The organism is Polaribacter sp. AHE13PA (assembly GCF_019278505.1).
Taxonomy (GTDB): Bacteria; Bacteroidota; Bacteroidia; order Flavobacteriales; family Flavobacteriaceae; genus Polaribacter.
This window is the reverse complement of sequence record NZ_CP058985.1, coordinates 269,008-291,581: the sequence shown is the minus strand read 5'-3', so window position 1 is coordinate 291,581 and position 22,574 is coordinate 269,008. Positions and strand designations below refer to the sequence as shown.

Annotated in this window: 16 protein-coding genes; 12 read left to right on the top strand and 4 right to left on the bottom strand. The window is 30.3% G+C overall.

Translation table 11 applies throughout. From position 1 onward, the window contains the following. Positions 1-15: 15 nt before the first annotated feature. The 3 genes from H0I28_RS01290 to H0I28_RS01280 form a co-directional block, all read right to left on the bottom strand. A complete protein-coding gene (locus H0I28_RS01290; protein ID WP_218760174.1) occupies positions 16-915 on the bottom strand; it encodes an NAD(P)-dependent oxidoreductase in 900 nt (299 codons plus the stop codon). A gap of 90 nt (positions 916-1,005) precedes the next feature. Beyond that, entirely contained in the window at positions 1,006-2,010 is a 1,005-nt protein-coding gene (locus H0I28_RS01285; protein ID WP_218752470.1) for a TrkA family potassium uptake protein, read from the bottom strand. A 3-nt stretch (positions 2,011-2,013) separates the two neighbouring features. Beyond that, the gene (locus H0I28_RS01280; protein ID WP_218732898.1) at positions 2,014-2,235 is read right to left on the bottom strand and encodes a PspC domain-containing protein; all 222 of its coding nucleotides are present in this window, start codon (positions 2,233-2,235) and stop codon (positions 2,014-2,016) included. Between the two features lie 177 nt (positions 2,236-2,412). Between H0I28_RS01280 and uvrA the strand changes: the two genes are divergently transcribed. The 7 genes from uvrA to H0I28_RS01245 all read left to right on the top strand — a co-directional run bounded on the left by uvrA (position 2,413) and on the right by H0I28_RS01245 (position 16,579). Continuing rightward, entirely contained in the window at positions 2,413-5,235 is a 2,823-nt protein-coding gene (uvrA, locus tag H0I28_RS01275; RefSeq protein ID WP_218760173.1) for an excinuclease ABC subunit UvrA, read from the top strand. A 101-nt stretch (positions 5,236-5,336) separates the two neighbouring features. After that, positions 5,337-6,044: a TIGR00730 family Rossman fold protein gene (locus tag H0I28_RS01270; RefSeq protein WP_208888706.1), complete on the top strand. Its 708-nt coding sequence runs from the start codon at positions 5,337-5,339 to the stop codon at positions 6,042-6,044. A gap of 146 nt (positions 6,045-6,190) precedes the next feature. Next, a complete protein-coding gene (locus tag H0I28_RS01265) occupies positions 6,191-8,950 on the top strand; it encodes an aminopeptidase (protein ID WP_254712814.1) in 2,760 nt (919 codons plus the stop codon). Positions 8,951-9,052: 102 nt separating this feature from the next. Then, positions 9,053-9,718 (top strand): hypothetical protein, encoded by a 666-nt coding sequence (locus tag H0I28_RS01260; RefSeq protein ID WP_218760171.1) that lies wholly within the window; start codon positions 9,053-9,055, stop codon positions 9,716-9,718. A 12-nt stretch (positions 9,719-9,730) separates the two neighbouring features. Then, a complete protein-coding gene (locus H0I28_RS01255) occupies positions 9,731-11,380 on the top strand; it encodes a hypothetical protein (protein WP_218760169.1) in 1,650 nt (549 codons plus the stop codon). A 180-nt stretch (positions 11,381-11,560) separates the two neighbouring features. After that, the gene (locus H0I28_RS01250; protein WP_218760167.1) at positions 11,561-14,014 is read left to right on the top strand and encodes a thiamine pyrophosphate-dependent enzyme; all 2,454 of its coding nucleotides are present in this window, start codon (positions 11,561-11,563) and stop codon (positions 14,012-14,014) included. Between the two features lie 141 nt (positions 14,015-14,155). Further along, positions 14,156-16,579, top strand: a complete 2,424-nt coding sequence (locus H0I28_RS01245) for a zinc-dependent metalloprotease (RefSeq protein WP_218760166.1) — start codon at positions 14,156-14,158, stop codon at positions 16,577-16,579. A 2-nt stretch (positions 16,580-16,581) separates the two neighbouring features. Here H0I28_RS01245 and H0I28_RS01240 read toward each other — a convergent pair whose 3' ends face one another. Then, on the bottom strand, positions 16,582-17,856 hold the full coding sequence (locus H0I28_RS01240; protein ID WP_218760164.1) for a DUF2851 family protein: 1,275 nt from the start codon (positions 17,854-17,856) through the stop codon (positions 16,582-16,584). 118 nt (positions 17,857-17,974) lie between these two features. Between H0I28_RS01240 and H0I28_RS01235 the strand changes: the two genes are divergently transcribed. The 5 genes from H0I28_RS01235 to H0I28_RS01215 all read left to right on the top strand — a co-directional run bounded on the left by H0I28_RS01235 (position 17,975) and on the right by H0I28_RS01215 (position 22,574). Further along, entirely contained in the window at positions 17,975-18,607 is a 633-nt protein-coding gene (locus H0I28_RS01235) for an NAD(P)H-dependent oxidoreductase (protein ID WP_218760163.1), read from the top strand. A 71-nt stretch (positions 18,608-18,678) separates the two neighbouring features. Next, positions 18,679-20,139 carry an aminoacyl-histidine dipeptidase gene (locus tag H0I28_RS01230; RefSeq protein WP_218760162.1) on the top strand — a complete coding sequence of 487 codons (1,461 nt, stop codon included), beginning with the start codon at positions 18,679-18,681 and terminating at the stop codon, positions 20,137-20,139. Positions 20,140-20,332: 193 nt separating this feature from the next. Next, on the top strand, positions 20,333-21,097 hold the full coding sequence (locus H0I28_RS01225; RefSeq protein ID WP_165732805.1) for a ParA family protein: 765 nt from the start codon (positions 20,333-20,335) through the stop codon (positions 21,095-21,097). Position 21,098: 1 nt separating this feature from the next. Then, positions 21,099-21,983 (top strand): ParB/RepB/Spo0J family partition protein, encoded by an 885-nt coding sequence (locus H0I28_RS01220; protein WP_208888696.1) that lies wholly within the window; start codon positions 21,099-21,101, stop codon positions 21,981-21,983. Beyond that, entirely contained in the window at positions 21,984-22,574 is a 591-nt protein-coding gene (locus H0I28_RS01215; protein ID WP_218760161.1) for a DUF5683 domain-containing protein, read from the top strand.

The following is a 22,574-nucleotide window of genomic DNA, read 5'->3' as shown; positions in this document are numbered from 1 at the left end:
AGATAAATCCAAATTTTATATTAAGATTTCTTTAAATCTTTGTAAATCTTCTTTAAATGACTTTGGATAAAATTCTAGTATTTTATTGGTTTTAGATAAATCAAAACCTGTTTTTGCAGGTCTTGGTGCCGTCTGATTTAAAGTGGATGTTGATATTGGTTTAATTAAGTTTTTATCTAAATTAAAAGTAACTGCTATTTGTTGCGCAATTTCATAAACACTTAATAATTCATTTGATGAGATATTAAAAATACCTGTTGCTTTTTTATCCATAGAGATCTTACAAGCTAAGGCTAAGTCCTCTACATAGGTTGGTGTTCTAAATTGATCGTCTACAATAGTAATTTCTTTTCCTTTATCTAACATCTCTCTAACCCATAGTACAATATTACTTCGGCTCATATCAAACACTTTTCCGTAAACTAAAATAGTTCTTAATATGGTGTAATTTATGCTTGACTCTAATAAAAGTGCTTCAGATTTTAATTTCGAAGCTCCATAATAACTTAATGGATTTGCAATATCCGTCTCTTTATAGTTTCCTTTTATTCCATCAAAAATAAAATCCGTAGAAATATGAATTAAATGAGCATTTAGTTCTGCTGATATTTCTGACAACCATTTTACAACCGTTATATTTAACAAATCACATGCTGCCTTCTGGTTTTCACAGTCATCAACCTGTGTCATTGCTGCCGTATTGATAATAAAATCTGGCTGAATCTCTAATAATACTTTTTTAAGATTTTCTTCTTCAGTAATATCAATAGAAACATAAGAAAAATCATTTCTCCCACTTCTATTATCTCCTCTTGAAAATCCAAAAACTTGGTAAGTTTCTTTTTCTTTAAGCAATAAACCTAATAAAGATTGACCTAACAACCCGTTACTTCCCGTAATCACAACTTTAATCATAGATAGATTTCTTATTTTATATTTTTTAGCGTTTTATTTTAGGTAAAAAAAAATCAATAACCTCAAAGATTCTTTTCATATTTTATGAAACTAAAACAACGCTCTTAATTTAATTATTTGATTTGGTCTCCCCAAGACAATTAAATGAGATCCTTTAATAAGTAGACAATCGGCTTCCGGATTTATAATGTATTCTTTATTAGGACCTATAAAACCGATAACCGTACACCCTGTTTTTTTTCTTAAATCTAAATCTAAGAGCGTTTTATTGATATATTTTTCTGGCAAATCGTCTACAGCTATTTCTTCTAAGTTAGCTGTAGTCTCTCCTTCTATAGTTAAACGATCTACAAACTCAATAACATCTGGTGTAGTTACCAAGGAAGCCATATGATCTCCTCCTAATTTATCCGGCATAATTACATTGCTTGCTCCTGCAATTTTTAGTTTACTATAAGAAGACTCATTAGATGCCCTACTTATTACTTTGCACTCTTTATTTAATTGACTCACCGTTAAAACTACAAACAAATTATTAGCATCCGAGGGTAAAGCAGTAATTAAATAGGACGCTTTTTCTATACCTGCTCTCAATAAGGTTTCATCTAAAGTTGCATCTCCGCTTATATTTAAAACCCCAGCTGCATCTAATATTTCTATTCTTTCTTTACTTTTTTCAATAACGACAAAGTCTTTATTATAATTTTTTAACTTTAAAATTGCTTGTTTTCCATTTCTTCCATATCCACAAACAATGGTATGCCCTTTTAAACTTGCTATTTTTTTTTCCACTTTTCTATGCTTAAAATGTTCAAATAATCTACCACTTACTAAATATTCTGAAAAAGCTGAAACAGCATATCCAAAAATAGTAATACTAGTTAAAATTAAAAATATTGTAAAAACTTTTTCTTCCGGAGAAAATGGTCTCAACTCACCAAAACCAACAGTAGTAACGGTAATAACCGTCATATACAATGCATCTATAAAAGAGTAATTAGAAAGCACCATATACCCTATTGTGCCTAAAGATAATATAGCAATAACTAAAAATAAAGTTTTATTAATTTTAGATTCTAATACAGCTATCTTCATATATTATAGATCAAAGACAGAACTTCTTTTAGTGTACACCGTATCTTTTAACTTTAATAAAAATGCTAATGTTAAGTAAAAACCAAAAGACAAACCTACCGTAAAAAAAGTGACATAAATAAAAAATAAGCGCACATTTAAGGCTCTCATCCCTATTCTGTCTGCTAATCTTGACGAAACATGAAATCCATTTCTTTCAAAAAAATGTCGAATACTATCTATCATTTAAGTTCAAATAATTTAAATGCAATATAGTATTTTATCAATTGATAACAACATTTTTTAAATTACTGTTCTTATTATGGAATATTTCTATAAAAGTTTAACATCAAAAGCGTTAAACAATCATCCTTAAATTAAAATTGGTTTCTTTAACTTTGCGTTTTTCCAAAAAGATCTCATTTGAAAGACCAAGAATATATAGAAGTATACGGAGCAAGAGTCCATAACTTAAAAAATATTGATGTAAAAATCCCTCGTGAAAAACTAGTTGTAATAACTGGGTTAAGCGGAAGTGGAAAATCCTCTTTAGCTTTTGACACTATTTATGCAGAAGGACAAAGGCGATATATTGAAACTTTTTCGGCATATGCACGTCAGTTTTTAGGCGGATTAGAAAGACCCGATGTTGATAAAATTGATGGGCTTTCGCCAGTAATTTCTATTGAACAGAAGACAACTAATAAAAGTCCGCGTTCTACCGTTGGTACTATTACTGAGATTTATGATTTTTTAAGACTATTGTTTGCAAGAGCCGCAGATGCGTACTCCTATAATACTGGAGAAAAAATGGTAAGTTATTCTGATGAACAAATTAGACAACTTATTTTAAAGGATTTTGCTGATAAAAAAATTGCTGTTTTAGCACCTTTAGTAAAATCTAGAAAAGGACATTATCGTGAACTTTTTGAACAAATTTCTAAACAAGGTTTTTTACGTGTTCGGGTTGATGGAGAAATAAAAGAAATAGAAAAAGGAATGCGTTTAGACAGATATAAAACGCATGATATTGAGGTTGTAATAGACAGACTTTTGATAAATGATTCTATAGAGAAACGCTTAGAAGAAACGATAAAAACAGCATTGTATTCTGGAAATAACATTATGATGGTTATTGACATTGATAACAATGAACCTCGTTATTTTAGTAGAGAATTAATGTGTCCAACATCTGGAATTGCATATCCAAATCCAGAACCGAATACTTTTTCATTTAACTCGCCAAAAGGCGCATGTAATAAATGTAGTGGATTAGGAATTACAAATGAAATTAACCTAGAAAAAGTAATTCCAGACAATTCTATCTCCATACAAAAAGGAGGAATTACTCCACTTGGAGAACAAAAAAGTAGTTGGATTTTTAAACAGATAGAAAATATTGCTGAACGTTATCAATTCAAATTAACAGATCCTATAAAAAATATTCCTAAAGAAGCGTTAGACGTAATTTTGAATGGAGGAAATGAATCTTTTGAAATTGAGTCTAAAGCAGCCGGCGTTACTAGAAATTATAAAATAGATTTTGAAGGAATTATTTCTTTTATAGAAAACCAATATGACAGTGCAGAAAGCACCACAATAAAACGTTGGGCTAAAGGTTTTATGGATGAAGTTTCTTGCTCTACCTGCGGTGGAAAAAGATTGAAAAAAGAAGCACTTCATTTTAAAATTATCGATAAAAACATTAGTGATTTAGCACAAATGGATGCTACTGAACTAGCAAAATGGTTTAAAAATATTGAGAAAAGTTTATCAAAAAAACAACTAATTATTGCAGCTGAAATTTTAAAGGAAATTAGAACTAGAATTCAGTTTTTATTAGATGTTGGTTTAGATTACTTAACGTTAGACAGAACCTCTAAATCACTTTCTGGAGGAGAAGCACAAAGAATTCGATTGGCAACTCAAATTGGTTCTCAATTAGTAGGTGTTTTGTACATTTTAGATGAACCAAGTATTGGATTGCACCAACGAGACAATCAAAAATTAATTGATTCCCTTGTAAAATTACGAGATATTGGTAATTCTGTTTTAGTCGTGGAACACGATAAAGACATGATGGAACATGCGGATTTTGTGTTCGATATTGGTCCTGGTGCAGGAAGACACGGAGGTGAAATAGTAAGCTCTGGAACTTTTGAAGATTTAAAAAAACAAAATACTTTAACAGCAGATTATCTAACAGGAAGAAAAGAAATTGCGGTTCCTAAAAAACGTAGAGAAGGAAATGGAAAATTCATCAAACTAAAAGGTGCAACCGGAAACAATCTAAAAAATGTTTCTGTAGAATTTCCACTTGGAAAAATGATTTGTGTAACTGGAGTTTCTGGAAGTGGAAAATCTACCTTAATAAATGAAACATTATACCCTATTTTAAACGCTCATATATATAGAGGCGTCAAAAAACCGATGCCTTACAAAAAAATTGAAGGTTTAGAGCATGTAGATAAAGTAATCGACATCGATCAATCTCCTATTGGAAGAACTCCAAGATCTAACCCAGCAACCTATACAGGTACTTTTGGTGAAATTAGAAGTTTATTTGCAAAAACACCAGAAGCGGCAATTCGTGGTTACAAACCTGGCCGCTTTTCTTTTAATGTAAAAGGTGGACGATGTGAAACTTGCCAAGGTGGAGGAGTTCGTGTGATAGAAATGAATTTTTTACCAGACGTACAAGTAGAATGTGAAACTTGCCAAGGAAAACGTTTTAACAGAGAAACTTTAGAAATTAGATACAAAGGAAAATCTATTTCTGATGTTTTAAATATGACGATTGAAGATGCTACAGAATTCTTTGAACTCATACCAAAAATACACAGAAAATTAAAAACAATTAAAGATGTTGGGCTTGGGTACATAACATTAGGGCAACAATCTACCACACTTTCTGGAGGGGAAGCACAACGAATTAAATTAGCATCAGAGCTATCTAAAAGAGATACAGGAAATACTTTCTATATTTTAGATGAACCTACAACCGGACTTCATTTTGAAGATATTAGGGTTTTAATGGACGTTTTAAATAAACTTGCCAATAAAGGAAATACCGTACTAATTATAGAGCACAATTTAGATGTTGTAAAACTAGCCGACTATATTATTGATGTTGGTATGGAAGGCGGAAAAAAAGGAGGAAAAATACTTTGCACCGGAACTCCGGAAGAAATTGCAAAACATAAAACGAGTTATACTGCTAAATTTTTGAAAAAGGAATTGAATTAAATTTTAATCATTTAACATCGTGTAATGTTAAAAAAGAGCTATTTTAGCAAGCTTTCTTTTTTTTTGAAAAAAGAAAAATAAATTTTAAAAAATTACAGATAATGACAAGTGATGATAGAAAAATAAAAGAAAAATTACAAACAAAAACCTGGAACGAGATAAAAACAAACGATTCTTGGGCTATTTTTAAAATAATGGCAGAGTTTGTAGATGGTTATGAGCGCTTAAGTAAAATTGGCCCATCAGTATCTATTTTTGGATCTGCAAGAACAAAACCAGATCATCCATATTATAAATTAGCAGAAGAAGTTGCTTTTCAATTAACCCGCAATGGTTACGGTGTAATTACTGGTGGTGGACCAGGAATTATGGAAGCAGGAAATAAAGGAGCTCACAGAGGAAAAGGAAGTTCTGTTGGTTTAAATATTGAATTGCCTTTTGAACAGCATGACAACCCATGGATTGACCAAGGGAAAAGTTTAGACTTCGATTACTTTTTTGTACGTAAAGTAATGTTTGTAAAATACTCGCAAGGTTTTGTAGTAATGCCTGGTGGTTTTGGTACTATGGATGAGCTTTTTGAAGCCATTACACTAATACAAACCCATAAAATTGGTCGTTTTCCTATTATTTTAGTCGGAACAAAATTCTGGGGTGGTTTATTAGATTGGATAAAAAACACTCTTTTAGAAGAAGGAAATATTAGTGAAAAGGATTTAGACCTTTTTAGATTGGTAGATACTGCAGAGGAAGCTATCGAACATCTTAATAATTTTTACGATAAATATCATTTTAAGCCTAATTTCTAAAATATTATATTATTTTACACTTTTATATAGCCTGTCTTTTTATAGTAAGATAGGCTATTATAATATAAACCCTATTTAACACAATAAAGATTTAATTGAAAAATCGTTATTACATAGTACTAATTTGCTTCCTAGCATCCAGTTTTGTGTTTTCACAGCAGAACTCTATCAGCATAAAATCTAAATTAGATACCGAAAAAGACGAGCTTAAAATTCAACAAGAAATTGTTTTTCATAACCCATCAGACTCTATATTAACTAAAGTTTATCTTCATAATTGGGCAAATAGTTACAGAGACAGAAAAACGCCATTATCTAAACGTTTTATTAAGGATTTTAGAAAAGATTTATACTTTGCAAAACCACAAGAATTAGGTTCATCTACCATAAAAAGTCTTTCTGTCGATTTTGAAAATGTCTATTTTAAAGAATTAGACAAACAAGCAGACATCATAGAAATAGATCTTGACAAACCATTACATCCAAATTCAAAAATCACTATATCTATAACATATATTGTAAAAACACCCAATGCTCGTTTTACAAAATACGGAAAAACAAAAACAGGTTATCATCTTAGAAATTGGTATTTAACACCAGCGATTTACGACAATGGTTGGCAATTAATGAGTAATTTAAATTTAGATGATTTATACGAAAAAGGGACTGATTTTAAAATAGAAATAGATGTGCCCAAAGATTTAATAGTAGAATCTAACTTATATCAATATAAAACAAAAAAAGAAAATACAAACAGTTACTATTTAGTTGGAAAAAATAAAACCGATGTTATTCTTGGAATCAACAAAACAAAACAACTAAAAACCTATAATACAAAAACAGTTACTGTACATACAGATGTTTTCTCTAAAGAATTAGATTACAATTTAACAACAAGTATCTTAAATAGAGAAATCCTTTTTATTCAAAAATACTTAGGAAAATATCCTCATTTAGAAATTTTTATTGACAAAGCTACTCAAAATAAAAATCCAATCTATGGTTTAAATCAATTACCTAATTTCTTACGTCCATTTTCCGATACTTTTAAATGGGACGTTACTATGTTTAAAGCACTTACAAAAAGGTATATAGAAAATACTTTACTCTTAAACAAAAGAAAAGATTACTGGCTAATAGACGGTATACAAAACTATTTAATGATCGAATATGTAGAGGAATATTATCCAGAAGTAAAACTTCTAGGTAAAGTTTCTAACTCTTGGCTTGTAAAAGGATTTAATATTTCTAAATTAGATTTTAATGATAAATACCCTTTTGTATACCAATTTACAGCTCGTAAATTTTTAGATCAAGCATTAAATACTTCTGCAGATTCTCTTTCAAATTTTAATAGAAAAATTGTTAGTAAATACAAAGCTGGCTTAGGTTTTCGTTTTTTAAAAGGATATTTAGGTGATAGTATTTTAAACCAAACAATTCAAGAATTTTATCAGAATAACCAATTAAAAATTACTTCAAGTACTCATTTTAACAAATTACTTTCTTCTAAGACTAATAAAGATTTAGATTGGTTTTTTAATGATTTTGTAAAGACCAATAAAAAAATAGATCATAAGATTGAAAGCGTAAAAAAAGAAAAAGACAGTATTTCTGTAACCATTAAAAATAAAAGAAATATTACGACTCCTTTAGCTCTTTACGCCATAAAAGACGAAGAAATTAAATTAAAAAAATGGGTAGCAGACGTTGACAGTACTAAGACAGTAAAGTTTAAAAAAGGAGACTACGATACTTTTGTATTAAATTATGAAAACCTATATCCAGAATTAAACACTTTGAATAACTGGAAAACAGTTGATAAAAAAATCCTGAACAAACCTCTAAAGTTTTCATTTTTAAAAGACATAAGCAGCCCAAATTTTAATCAAGTTTTTTACCAACCCGATATAAATTATAATTTTTACAATGGTTTAATTCTTGGGGTAAAATTACACAACAAACCGCTGATAAAAAGAAATTTTGAATTTAAAATAGCTCCATATTATGCTACAAAAAGTAATACAGTAATTGGAAGCTTCTCTTTACTTTATAATCAATTTTTTGAAAAAACAAAAATATACAAAGTAGCTTACGGTTTAGCTGGAGGCACCTCTGATTACGCACCTAACTTATCATATAAATCTCTTACCCCTTATGTAGACATCACTTTTAAAAGAAAAACATTAAGAGACATTTCATCAGAATATTTAAGAGCAAAATTAATTCATATAGATAAAGAAATTGCACCTGACGCTATAAGAACAGACCAAGATAACTACAGTGTTCTTAGCTTGAGTTACAATTACTCTAACCCAGATATTATTAAAGAGTTTAGGTACAGCTTTAGCACAGAGTTTGCTAAAAAGTTTTCTAAAGCCACATTAGATCTTAGATTTAGAACCTTAACAACAACAGATACTCAATTAGACTTTAGGTTTTTTGCGGGTGTGTTTTTTAATAATAAAACAGAAGGAGATTATTTTAGTTTTGGCTTAGATAGAAGTAATGACTACCTATTTCAATTAAATTATTTAGGAAGATCTGAAAGCTCTGGTTTCTTTAGCCAACAATACATTATTAACGAAGGTGGTTTTAAATCTGTATTACCTACTAGATTTGCTAATCAATTTATGGTTTCTAATAATTCTAGCATTGGTTTATGGAGATGGATAGAGGTTTATAATGATGTCGCTTTCTTAAAAAATAAAAATCAGCCTCTGTATTTTGCCTATGAAAACGGAATCCGTTTCAACTTTGTACACGAGATCTTCGAAATTTATTTCCCACTATACTCCAACAACGGTTGGGAAATATCTCAGAATGCTTATCCAGAAAAAATAAGATTCTCATTATCTGCTGATGTAAAATCTATTTACAACTTTTTTAAGAGAGGATTTTTGTAATATTCACAAAAAACCTACTAAAGAGTCAATATACCTATAAATAGGTATTTTAACATTCTCATTAAATATTAATTTTGTCTAACAAATTAAAAATTGATGAAAATGAAAAAAAAACAACTATTATTTATTTTTCTTATTAGCTTTAGTCTCCTAGGGCAATCACAAGAAATTGAAAAGAAAAATGCTTTTGCAATTTCTGTTGGATCACCTGGTCTTGGATTAGAATATGCAAGAAAGATTAGCCCAAAACTTAATGCAAAAGTAGTCTGGCACACTTTTAAATTAGAAGATTTCGAAAAAGAAGACCTAGAGATTAAAGATGACGTTGTAGACCTACTTGCAACGATAGAATCTTCAATAATAGATTTAGGTATTGAATATTTACCATTTAAAAACTCTTCATTTAAATTAACAACCGGTCTAGGTATTTTATCTAAAGTAAATGCAAATGCTCTAATTACATATACAGAAGATGTAAAATATGGAGATATTACAATTACCAAAGAAAATATTGGTGAAATAAACGCAGATATTACTTGGAGCGGAGTAGCTCCTTATCTAGGGCTTGGTTTTGGTAGAGCTATACCTAAGAAAAAAATTGGTTTTGGTGTTGAATTTGGTACTTATTTCACTTCATCACCAGATGTAGAATTAACTGCAACAAATTTACTTTCACCGACTTCAAACCAAAAAGAAAATTTAAAAGAAGCTCTTGATACTTTTAAATTTATACCAAGAATACAAATAAGATTAGCTTATAAATTTTAAAAAAAAAGAAAAATGAAAAAATTAAAGAAACTACATGCATTAATTGCGCTCGCATTTATGACGCTACTTGTTATAAGTTGTGATTTTAAAGGAATAACAGACGATGTTGATATTCAAATATCCAACAATATATTAAAACAAGAAGTGCTTATTAGTATTTTAGATATTGTAAACCCTGAAAGTATTGAGGGCCCAAATAAATTAACTGTAGAACTTATTGGAGATGATGCTGATAAATTTGTAACAAATTCTGGAGAAAAAATTTCTAACTTAAAAGTAATTGACGGAAATATATCTTTAGCAGTAAACCCTAACTTTTCTAGTTCTGAAGATTTAAAAGTTTTACTAAAAATTAAAGGCGATAACTATCTAACAACCACTATACCTGTTATTATAGCTGCAAATGACACTTTAGTTACTAAATCTATAAACATAGTAAACAAATTAAATACTGTACAAGGAGTTGATTTCATTGAAACCACTAAAACACTTTCTAACAACTCAATTTCTGAAAACTACATCATTACAACACCAAAAACAAAAGCAACAACAAATACAGAAATCACAATTGAATCTGGCACTATTTTTCAAGATGCAAATGGAAACAACATCTCTGGAGCTAACTTAAAAAGTGAAATTGCTCACTTTAGTTTAGATACACCCGAAGCTATAGCCTCTTTCCCTGGAGGTTTAACCCCACTAAGTGTTATTGACGAAACCGGAGAAGAAACTGAAGATGTTGCTTTTATTACAGCAGGTTTTACCTCTATTGATATGTTTGTAGATGGTAAAGAAGTTAAAAACTTTTCTAAGCCAATTAGTGTAGGTATTGAGATTCCAAACAATTACATAAATCCTGAAACTGGAGATAATATAAGTGAAGGTGATTTAATTCCAATTTGGTCATACGGAGAAGATGGTCAATGGGGCTTTCACAAAACAGGAACTGTAACCATGAATACTTCCGGGAAATACAACGTAGCTTTTACAACAACTCATTTATCTTGGTATAACTTAGACTACTATTATAGAGGATGTGATTATTACAGAAAACTAACAGTATCAATCCCGAAAACACCAAGTCTTTCTGATAATTTCAATAACTTAAGCTACGACCTAGTTTACGCACATAATGGTCAAGTTATCGCTAATAGAGATATACAGATATCTAAAACTAAAGATAATTCTAATGGATATTACAGAACACCTAACCAAAACCTAAAAATTAAATTATATTCTGGTAGTAGATATGACAGCAATAGAGTTTTATTATATACTTCAGATACTTTTGATGGTTGTAGTAATAACAATATAAATATAGATGGTTCTACATTTTCTAATTCTATTCCTCCGAAGCCGGACGTAAGAAATATCAACATACAATTTCAAGCTAAATGTGGAGACAAAGTATTAAATCCTTTTTTATACTTATACAGACAAGAAAGCTACACTTACTATGGTAGAACTTATACATACTGGAGATGGGTTGGATACACTTATGCTGGAAAAGGCTACATCTATAACGCACATATAGGAGTGTCCCAAAAATACAAAGTATATTTTGGAGGTAATTCTTATGAATATGATTATACATTTAACTCAGACAACATTATTATTGGTGACTTTGAAGCTCCCGGAGATTTATGCAGCAGATTATTCTAACCAAATAACAGTTTATACAAAAAAAGGGGTATTGTGAAAACAATATCTCTTTTTTATTAAACAAAACCCAATAAAAACTAAAAATCAGCAAAAAAAATTACCATATTCTTAATAAATATATAAGTTTTTAATTATCAACTAAAAAAACTATCTTTGTGATACATTAAAAAGCTCATAAAAATGTTGCAAGAAACACCTATAGATAATAAACAAAAACTATCTTTTCAAGACTTTAAAACAGAAGTTTTAAATGATTATAAAATAGCTAAAATTAGTAGAGAGTGCAGTTTATTAGGTCGTAGAGAAGTTTTAACAGGTAAGGCTAAATTCGGTATTTTTGGTGACGGAAAAGAAGTTCCACAACTAGCAATGGCTAAGGCATTTAAGTTAGGAGATTTTAGATCTGGTTACTACAGAGACCAAACTTTTATGATGGCTATCGGAGAGTTAACTCCACAACAATTCTTTGCAGGTTTATACGCACACACAGATATAAAAGCAGAACCTATGTCCGCTGGTAGACAAATGGGTGGTCATTTTACAACACACAGTTTAAATGAAGATGGCAGCTGGAAAGACCTAACAAAACAATACAACTCTAGTGCAGATATTTCACCTACAGCAGGTCAAATGCCTCGTTTACTAGGTTTAGCACAAGCTTCTAAAATATACAGAACAGAAAAAAGCGTACAACATAAATCTAAATTTTCTACAAACGGAAATGAAGTTGCTTGGGGTACTATTGGTAATGCTAGTACTAGTGAAGGTTTATTTTTTGAAACCATAAACGCAGCTGGTGTTTTACAAGTACCTATGCTAATGAGTGTTTGGGATGATGAATACGGAATTTCTGTACACGCGAAACATCAAACTACAAAAGAAAGCATATCAGAAATTTTAAAAGGATTTCAGAGAGAACATGACAAAGCTGGTTACGAAATATTTGTGGTAAACGGTTGGGATTATGTACAATTAGTAGACACATATAATAAAGCAGCAAAAATTGCCAGAGAAGAACACGTACCTGTTTTAATTCACGTAAAAGAATTAACGCAACCACAAGGTCATTCTACTTCTGGATCTCACGAAAGATATAAAGGTAAGAAAAGACTAAATTGGGAGAAAGAACACGATTGCATTACAAAAATGCGAAACTGGATTTTAGACTTCGAATTAGAAACGGAATCAGGAGAAACTTTACGCTTTGTAGAATCTGAAGAAGATATTATTATTTTAGAAAAGCAAGCAAAAAAAGAAGTTTTAAGTGCTAAAAGAAATGCTTGGAATACTTTTATTAATGAAATAAAAACAGAAGTTAACACTGCCTGTCAATTATTAGACAAAGTTGCTGAAAAAAGTAAAAACAGTAGCTTTATCAACAAACATAAAAAAGATTTAATTTCTATTGTAGAACCTAGTAGAAAAGATGTTTTATCTGCTACTAGAAAAACACTACGATATTTAAGTGATGAAAATTTTGCAGAAAAAATATTACTTCAAAATTTTATAAAAAACGCTTTAAAAAGTGCCTCTGAAAAATTTTCTTCATATTTATATAGTGAATCAAACCTTAGTGCATTAAACGTTCCTGAAAAGAAACCTGTATATTCTGATAGTAAAACATTGGTAGATGCACGGATAATTATGAGAGATAATTTTGATGCTATTCTTAAAAAACATCCAGAAGTAATTATTTTTGGAGAAGATGCTGGTTTTATTGGTGATGTAAACCAAGGATTGGAAGGGCTTCAAGAAAAATATGGTGAAATAAGAGTTGCAGATACAGGTATTAGAGAAGCAACAATTATAGGACAAGGTATTGGTTTAGCAATGCGTGGCCTGCGCCCTATTGCAGAAATACAATATCTAGATTATTTATTGTACGCTTTACAAATAATGAGCGACGATTTAGCAACACTACATTACAGAACTTTCGGTAAACAAAAAGCCCCCTTAATTATTAGAACTCGTGGTCACAGACTAGAAGGTATTTGGCACGCAGGCTCTCCAATGGGCGGAATTATAAATAATGTTAGAGGAATTCATGTTTTAGTGCCTAGAAACATGACAAAAGCAGCTGGTTTTTACAATACTTTACTAGAAGGTGATGAGCCTGCATTAGTAATAGAATGTTTAAACGGTTACCGATTAAAAGAAGAATTGCCTGTAAATTTAGGTGAATACAAAACACAAATAGGTGTTGTAGAAATAGTGAAAGAAGGAACAGATTTAACGGTTGTTTCTTACGGATCTACCTTAAGAATTGTAGAAGAAGTAGCTAAAGAATTACTGCAAGCAGATATTAACATAGAAATTATAGATGCACAAAGCTTACTACCTTTCGACTTGAATCATGATTGTGTAAAAAGCTTAGAGAAAACGAATAAATTATTAATCGTTGATGAAGATTTACCTGGTGGAGCTTCTGCTTATCTTCTACAAGAAATCGTAGAAAAACAAAATGGTTATATGTTTTTAGATAGCAAACCTGCAACTTTAACTGCTAAAGAACACAGAACAGCATACGGTACAGACGGAGATTATTTTTCAAAACCATCTGCAGAGGATATTTACGAGAAAATCTATGAAATTATGAATGAAGCAAATCCTAATAAACATAAAAGTTTGTATTAAAAAACACAATACATAAATTCTATTAAGCTCAAAAAAATCTTTTTTTTTGAGCTTTTTTTTTAACATAATTATAAGAAAACGTTAAGAAAATAACAAGCACATTTAAGTAATTTAGTGCCTTACACATCATTAAACTCTAATATGAAAAAAACACTACTCTTATTATTACTTTCTCTTTTTACAATTTCTAATTCTCTTGAAGCTCAACGAAAATCAAAAGATAAAAAGAAAGAAAATTCAGAAGCTAAAACAAGCAAATCAAAAATACCAAAATACTCAGATTTTGTAAACAAAGACACAAAAACTGATGATGGATTATTTAAAGTACATACTAATAAAGATGAATTTATTTACGAAATTCCTAAATCTTTTTTAGGTAAAGAAATGTTATTAGTTACCAGATTAAAAGACATACCTGCTGGTTTAGGCGGTGGTTACGTAAATGCTGGTTCTAAAATTAACACCCAAGTAGTTGTATGGGAACATTATAAAGATAAAATTTTATTAAAAGTAAAATCTTATGATGCCATAGCAAATGATTCTTTACCAATTTTTAAATCTGTAAAATCGAACAACTTAGAACCTATTATTTATTCTTTCGATATTAAAACACAAAACACAGATTCAACAACTGTGTTAGTTGATGTTACAAAATTCTTTTCTTCGGATGTAAAAGCAATCTCAGGATTATCATCAAGATTTAGAAAAACCTACAAAGTAAAAAGGTTAGATGCTACTAGAAGCTTTATCAATAGTATTAAGAGTTTTCCAGAAAACATAGAAGTAGTACAAAATTTTACTTTTGAAGCAGATGAACCACCAAGTAACAGAAGTACAAACACAATTACTTTACATGTTAATCAATCTATGATTTTATTACCAGAAGAACCAATGATGCCAAGAATATCTGACAAAAGAGTTGGTTATTTTTCTATTGGAAATGTAGATTATAGTTCAGAAGCTTTAAAAGCTGATAGCAAAAGATATATTAGACGTTGGAGACTAGAACCAAAAGATCTTGAAGCGTATAATCGCGGAGAATTAGTTGAGCCAATTAAACCAATTGTGTATTACTTAGATCCTGCAACGCCAGAAAAACTAAGAAAAGATATAAAACAAGGTGTTGATGATTGGGCTAAAGTTTTTGAAACTGCTGGTTTTAAAAATGCAATTATAGCAAAAATGCCACCTACAAAAGAAGAAGACCCAGACTTTAGTATGGAAGATGTTCGTTATTCTTCTATTAGATATGTAGCAAGTACCACAAGAAACGCAACAGGACCAAGCGTTTCTGACCCTCGTTCTGGAGAGATTTTAGAAAGTGATATTATTTGGTATCACAACCATTTACGTTCTTACAGAAATAGATATTTATTAGAAACCGGAGCAGCAAATCCGTCTGCAAGAACTTTAGACACGCCTGCAGAAGATATTGGAGAAATGATGCGTATGGTAATTTCTCACGAAGTTGGTCATGCTTTAGGTTTACCACATAATATGGCTGCAAGTTATGCCTATCCTGTAGATTCTTTACGTTCTGGAAGTTTTACTCAGAAAAACGGAATTGCAGCAACCATTATGGATTATGCTCGTTACAATTACGTAGCACAACCTGGTGATAAGGATGTAAGATTTGTTAGACAATTAGGCCCTTATGATCATTATGCAATTAATTGGGGATATAGAGTTGTGCCAAATGCAAATACTCCAGAAGACGAAGTAAAAACTTTAGATAAATGGATTGAAGATAAAGCAGATAACCCAATTTATAGATTTGGTGGACAACGTTTTGATCCTTCTGCACAAACTGAAGGAATTGGAAATGACCAGGTAAAAGCAAGTACTTATGGAATTAAAAACTTAAAAATTGTAGCTAAAAATCTTCCAAGTTGGACATCAGATCAAACAAACAATTACGAAGATTTAGGTGAATTATACGGAGAGTTATTAAGCGTTTGGGGAAGATATTCTGGACATGTTGTTGGTAATATTGGTGGTGTTTACGAGTTTAATAAAAAACCATCTCAACCTGGTGATATTTATGTTCCTGTTACAAAAGCAAAGCAAAAAGAATCAATGGCTTGGTTACAAGCAAATGTTTTTAAAACGCAAAATTGGTTACTAGATAAAAATATTTTAAACAAGATTGAAGAAACTGGTTATACAGACAAACTTGCAGGTTATCAAAATAGGTTTTTAAGCACTTTATTAAATTACCAAACTTTAAATAGAATGATAGAAGCAGAAGTAATTCAAGATGAATTTTATGCAGCATCAGATATGATTAAAGATTTAAGAAAAGGTGTTTTTTCTGAAACAAATGCAACTAAAAACGTTGACTTACAAAGAAGAACTCTTCAAAAATCATATATTGATAAAATGAAGAATTTAATGGATAATGAAGAGTCTAAAAATAACGACATCTCTTCTATTGTAAGAGGAGAATTAGAAGCTTTAAAATACCAAGTAAACACAGCAAGTAAAAGAGCTGTTAACACAATTACAAAATATCATTATAAAGATTGTTATGCTAAAATTAATGAAATCTTAAATCCTAAGAAATAACATTATTTTTCGCTTAACAACCGAACTCCTATTGCGCACTGTAAACATCGTTTCTTTGCGCAATAGTTGTTTTTAAGCTCTAATAAAGACTGTGTTTCATAAGCATTTTTAGATTGAACTCCAATATCATCAAACCTAGAAATAATACTATTTTTTTCTGGTTTTATTTTTTTTAGAATCTTTAAAAATTCCATTTCATTCACTTCTCCCCTACTTTTTTGATATGAAAACTTTAGTGGAATAATGGTGTTGATCAATAATAAATCTACAAAGGATTTTGTCAACTTTTTAGGAGATAATTTTGAAGCGGTTTCAAATGTATAATGTGTTTTCCAAAACGGATGTACATCAATCTCAAACAAATTATAAAATTCTTTTAAGGCTTCTATTTGCATCATTTTAGAAAATAAATTTTGATGGCAATGATATAAAGCAATTAATTGAGCAATACGAATGGTTGGGAAATTAGGTGGTCGCATTCTAAAAAATGAAAACTGCACTTTTCCTATCGGTTCTAAGTTATATTTATGCTGCAAATAATTGTAGCTTGTTTTTAATTGCTGATGATATTCGCTATCAACAACCTCCTCTAAAAACCCTGCTTGTCCAAATAACAAAGCAGCTAATTGAGTTTCATCAAACCTTACTTTTCTAAGAGTTGAAAAATCGAAAGAAGTTGCCAAATTAAAAAAGACATCACCATTTACTTTCAATCCAAAGTTTTTGGCTAATAACTGAAATAGAACTGCTTCAAAATCGTTTTGATTGTCCAACAAAACTTTATTCATTTCAATCGATTTTCGTTCTAAACGCTCAAAAAATAATCGTTCTTTCCAATTATCCAAAGTAAAATCATCTACAGTACTAATTTCTTTTTCACAAGAAACCCAATTTTGTTTGGTCGAAAATAAATTCCGATAATTATGTAAAGCAGAAGCAATCACAAAATCTTTTAAAACCAAAACAGGTAAAGGCTTGTTATTTTTCATAAAAACAGTTGCATCATCTTCCCAAACAACATGTAAAATAACGGCATCATAATTTTCATCAATTTCATGATGATGTACATACCAATCAGACGATTTTAAATGAATTTCTACATTGCCCGCCCACAATTGGTCATCAATTTTAAGTTGCGCATTTAAAAAATCAGGACCTGAGTTATAATTATGGATTCCAACTTTTAAAATAGAAACGTCTTCGTTAGTAGTTGTTTTTAAATCGTGAACAGAAAACAATTGATATTTCCATACATAATGAAGAAAATCCTCATTCATAGTCTTTTTTTTTGCTATCAAGATACAAAAAATCATTTATACCTTTATCAATATTTATAATCACATGAACAGAATTCATCAAAAATAATGACTTATTTTTGCAGCCTAATTAAGATAAATGAATATTATAGATAGTTTAAAATGGCGTTATGCCGTTAAAAAGTTTGATTCAGAAAAGCAACTTTCAGAAGTTCAAATAAACACCTTAAAAGAAGCTTTTAACTTAACAGCAAGTTCATACGGACTGCAGCCTTTAAAGTTGGTTGTAATTAAAAATAAAGAAGTTCAAAAAGAACTAGTTTCACATTCTTGGAACCAAGCACAAATATTAGATGCTTCTCATGTTTTGGTTATTTGCATTCCTAAAAACTATACAAGTGTAGAAGTAGAAAACTACTTTACATTGGTCCAAAAAATTAGAAAGACTCCTAATGAAATTATAAAACCTTTTAAAGAATTTCTAACTGCAGATATTGAAAAAAAAACACAAGAAGAATTAACCGTATGGAATAAAAACCAAGCATATATTGCACTTGGTAATCTAATGACAGTTTGTGCCGTAGAAACAATAGATGCCTGCCCAATGGAAGGCTTTATCCCTAATAAATACGACGAAATTCTTAATTTAACTGCTCAAAATTTACAATCAGTATTAGTACTTCCTGTTGGTTTTAGAGCCGACGATTGCTACATGAAAGATTTAACAAAAGTTAGAAAAGACTTAACAGAAACTGTAGTAGAAATATTGTAAATTTACTAGCTAGAATTAAACTTTTTAAAGACTTTAAATGCCTTTAAAAATTCATAATAAAAATCAAGAAAATGAGTAAAGCAGTAAGAAATTTAGAACCTAAAATTGTTTGGAATCACTTTGCAGATTTAAATGCAGTGCCTCGTCCTTCTAAAAAAGAAGAACGTGTAATTCAGTTCATGGTAGATTTTGGTAAAAAATTAAACTTAGAAACTTTTGTAGATAAAGTTGGAAATGTCATTATTAAAAAACCAGCTACAAAAGGTTTAGAAGATAGAAAAACTGTTGTTTTACAGAGCCATTTAGATATGGTTCATCAAAAAAACTCAGCTACTGTTTTCGATTTTGATAAGGAAGGTATTAAAATGCTAATTGAAGGTGATTGGGTTACTGCAGACGGAACAACATTAGGTGCAGATAACGGTTTAGGAGTTGCCGCTATTATGGCTATTTTTTCTTCTGATGATATTGAACACCCAAACCTAGAAGCACTTTTTACGATTGATGAAGAAACTGGTATGACTGGTGCAATGGGACTTGAAGGCGGGATTTTAGAAGGAGAAATTCTTTTAAATTTAGACACAGAAGAAGATGATGAAATTGGCATGGGCTGCGCTGGTGGCGTAGATGTTACTGCTACAAGAAGTTATGCTGAAGAAGGTGTTTCTGAAAATGCTACCGCTTATTCAATTACTGTAAAAGGTTTAAATGGTGGACATTCTGGAATGGATATTATTAAAGAATTAGGAAACGCAAACAAAATTATGAACCGTTTATTATTTGATGGTTTCACCAATTTTGGTTTACAAATTTCTGAAATAAATGGAGGTAGTTTACGTAACGCAATTCCTAGAGAAAGTACTGCAATTGTAACTGTAGACATCATTTCTAAAGAAGCTTTTCTTTTAGAAACCAATTTACTTATCAACAATATAAAAGAAGAGTTTTCAACAATAGAACCTAACTTAACATTTGACATTCAAGAAACTACACTTCCAAATAAAGTCATGGAATTAGGCGTTCAGGAAGGTTTATTAAAGTCTATTTACGCTGCTCATAACGGAGTCTATAGAATGAGTCCGGATATTAAAGGATTGGTAGAAACCTCTAATAATATTGCTCGAGTAATTGTAAAAGATGGAAGCATAAAAATTGGATGTTTAACACGATCATCATCAGAAAGTAATAAATTAGATTTAGCAAATTCTTTAAAATCTGCTTTTGAATTATCTGGTTTTGATGTAGATTTATCTGGTGAATACCCAGGATGGCAACCGAATGTAAACTCAGCAATTTTAGACGTAGTTTCTAATTTATATGAAACTTTACATGGTGAGAAAGCAGATGTAGCAGCTTGTCACGCTGGTTTAGAATGTGGAATCTTAGGTCAGAATTACCCAGAAATGGATATGGTTTCTTTTGGACCAACTATTAGAGGAGCGCACTCTCCAGACGAAAAAGCATCTATTTCATCAACACAAAAATTCTGGAAATTTTTAATTGAAATTTTAAAGAACATTCCAAAGAAATAGTACAATATTACCTGTTAGAAACCGAAGTTTATGCTTCGGTTTTTTTTTGCTTAAATTTGTTTAAAAAGTCAACAAAAACAAACTCAAATAACTAAAATACAGTAATTTACATTTTTATCTTTTTGTTAACATCTTTCATTTTCTAAAGACAGAAAAAAACGTAATTTTACTACCTATAAACTAAACTTTTATAATGGGTAAAATAATTGCTATTGCAAATCAAAAAGGTGGTGTTGGTAAAACAACTACAAGCATAAATTTAGCTGCTTCTTTAGGTGTTTTAGAGAAAAAAGTTTTGTTGATTGATGCAGATCCGCAAGCAAACGCTTCGTCTGGTTTAGGTATTGATGTTGAAACTGTAGAATATGGAACCTATCAAGTTTTAGAACATTCCATTGATGCAAAAGATGCGATTGTTAAAACCGAGTCTCCAAATGTAGATATTATACCTGCACATATAGATTTAGTAGCTATTGAAATAGAATTGGTAGATAAGGAAGATAGAGAGTATATGTTAAAAAAAGCGTTAGTCGATCTAAAAGACGATTACGATTATATTTTAATAGATTGTGCTCCGTCATTAGGTTTAATTACGTTAAACTCTTTAGTAGCTGCAGATTCTGTAATAATTCCTATTCAGTGTGAATATTTTGCCTTAGAAGGGTTAGGGAAATTATTAAATACCATTAAAAGTGTACAGAATATTCATAATTCTGACTTAGATATAGAAGGCTTACTTTTAACCATGTTCGATTCTCGTTTACGCCTTTCTAATCAAGTAGTTGATGAAGTTAGAAAACATTTTTCTAGTATGGTTTTTGATACTATAATTAGAAGAAATACACGTTTAGGAGAAGCACCAAGTTACGGAGAAAGCATTATTGCATACGATGCAACCAGTAAAGGTGCCGTAAATTACTTAAATTTGGCGCAAGAATTATTAAAAAAGAATTCGTAAAATGGCAAAAGCAACCAAAAAACAAGCTTTAGGACGAGGATTATCAGCTTTATTGCAAGAATCTTCTAATGTAATTTCTGCATCAGATAAAAATGCAGACAAACTTGTTGGAAGTATTATTGAAATAGAATTAGATTTAATTGATGTAAATCCTTTTCAACCTAGAACTTATTTTGATGAAGAAGCATTAAGAGAATTAGCAAGTTCTATAAAGGAACTAGGTGTAATTCAGCCAATCACAGTTAGAAAACTAGAAGGAAATAAGTTTCAATTGGTTTCTGGTGAGCGTCGTTTTAGAGCATCAAAATTAATTGGAAACAAAACAGTACCGGCATATATAAGACTTGCCAACGACCAAGAAATGCTAGAAATGGCCTTGGTAGAAAATATTCAGCGTAAAAATTTAGACCCAATAGAAGTTGCTTTATCTTACCAACGTTTAATAGATGAAATTCAATTAACGCAAGAAGAATTAAGTACAAGAGTTGGTAAAAAACGATCTACAGTAACCAATTACTTACGTTTGTTAAAGTTAGATCCAATTTTACAAACAGGTATGCGAGACGGTTTTATTTCTATGGGGCATGGTCGTGCTATGATTAATGTAGAAAATACAGAAGATCAATTAGCTATTTATGAGAAAATTTTAAGAGATAAATTATCTGTAAGACAAACAGAAGATTTAGTAAAAAGCTTAAAATCTGGTACCATTGCAAAACCAAAGAAAAAACCAGTACCAAGTTTCATTAAAAGTAGTGTTAAAGATATTAGTGAATACTTTGGTCATAAAATAGACGTTACTGTTGGTAACAATGGTAAAGGAAAAATTTCGATTCCTTTTCATTCTGAAGAAGATTTTAATCGAATAAAAAACTTATTAAAATAAGTGTTTATTAAAAATACCATATTTGTTTTATTCCTTGCATTATTTTCTGCATCTATTTTTGGGCAGAAAGATTCTGTGAATGTGAAAGATTTAAAAATTAAAGGAGATATTAAAATTGAAAAAGGTGGTGTTTACGATCCTTTAGCTCCTTCTAAAGCAGCATTTTATTCTGCTATATTTCCTGGAATGGGACAAATTTACAATAAGAAATATTGGAAAGCGCCCATTGTTTGGGGTGCTATGGGTACTAGTATTTACTATTATTTAGACAATAATAAAGAATACCATAGATACAGAACTGCCTACAAACTTAGAAAGAATAATTTAGTAGACGAATTTACGGTAGATGGTGTGGAGATTCTTTCTCTAGAAACACTAGAAAGAGCACAAGAACAGTTAAGCGAAAATAGAGATATGTCTCTATTAACCACTGCTATTTTGTACGTTTTACAGATTGTAGAAGCAAGTGTAAATGCACATTTATTACAATTTAATACCGATGATGATTTATCATTTAAACCTACTTTTATTAACGATCCTACTTATTTTGAAGCTCCAAAAGTAGGTCTAACAATTAAATATAATTTTTAA

Coding starts and splice junctions, on each gene's coding strand:
- H0I28_RS01260 (WP_218760171.1), top strand. CDS start 9,053: ATGAAAAAAAAACAACTATTATTTATTTTTCTTATTAGCTTTAGTCTC.
- H0I28_RS01280 (WP_218732898.1), bottom strand. CDS start 2,235: ATGATAGATAGTATTCGACATTTTTTTGAAAGAAATGGATTTCATGTT.
- H0I28_RS01245 (WP_218760166.1), top strand. CDS start 14,156: ATGAAAAAAACACTACTCTTATTATTACTTTCTCTTTTTACAATTTCT.
- H0I28_RS01255 (WP_218760169.1), top strand. CDS start 9,731: ATGAAAAAATTAAAGAAACTACATGCATTAATTGCGCTCGCATTTATG.
- H0I28_RS01285 (WP_218752470.1), bottom strand. CDS start 2,010: ATGAAGATAGCTGTATTAGAATCTAAAATTAATAAAACTTTATTTTTA.
- H0I28_RS01235 (WP_218760163.1), top strand. CDS start 17,975: ATGAATATTATAGATAGTTTAAAATGGCGTTATGCCGTTAAAAAGTTT.
- H0I28_RS01250 (WP_218760167.1), top strand. CDS start 11,561: ATGTTGCAAGAAACACCTATAGATAATAAACAAAAACTATCTTTTCAA.
- H0I28_RS01225 (WP_165732805.1), top strand. CDS start 20,333: ATGGGTAAAATAATTGCTATTGCAAATCAAAAAGGTGGTGTTGGTAAA.
- H0I28_RS01230 (WP_218760162.1), top strand. CDS start 18,679: ATGAGTAAAGCAGTAAGAAATTTAGAACCTAAAATTGTTTGGAATCAC.
- H0I28_RS01240 (WP_218760164.1), bottom strand. CDS start 17,856: ATGAATGAGGATTTTCTTCATTATGTATGGAAATATCAATTGTTTTCT.
- H0I28_RS01270 (WP_208888706.1), top strand. CDS start 5,337: ATGACAAGTGATGATAGAAAAATAAAAGAAAAATTACAAACAAAAACC.
- H0I28_RS01220 (WP_208888696.1), top strand. CDS start 21,099: ATGGCAAAAGCAACCAAAAAACAAGCTTTAGGACGAGGATTATCAGCT.
- H0I28_RS01290 (WP_218760174.1), bottom strand. CDS start 915: ATGATTAAAGTTGTGATTACGGGAAGTAACGGGTTGTTAGGTCAATCT.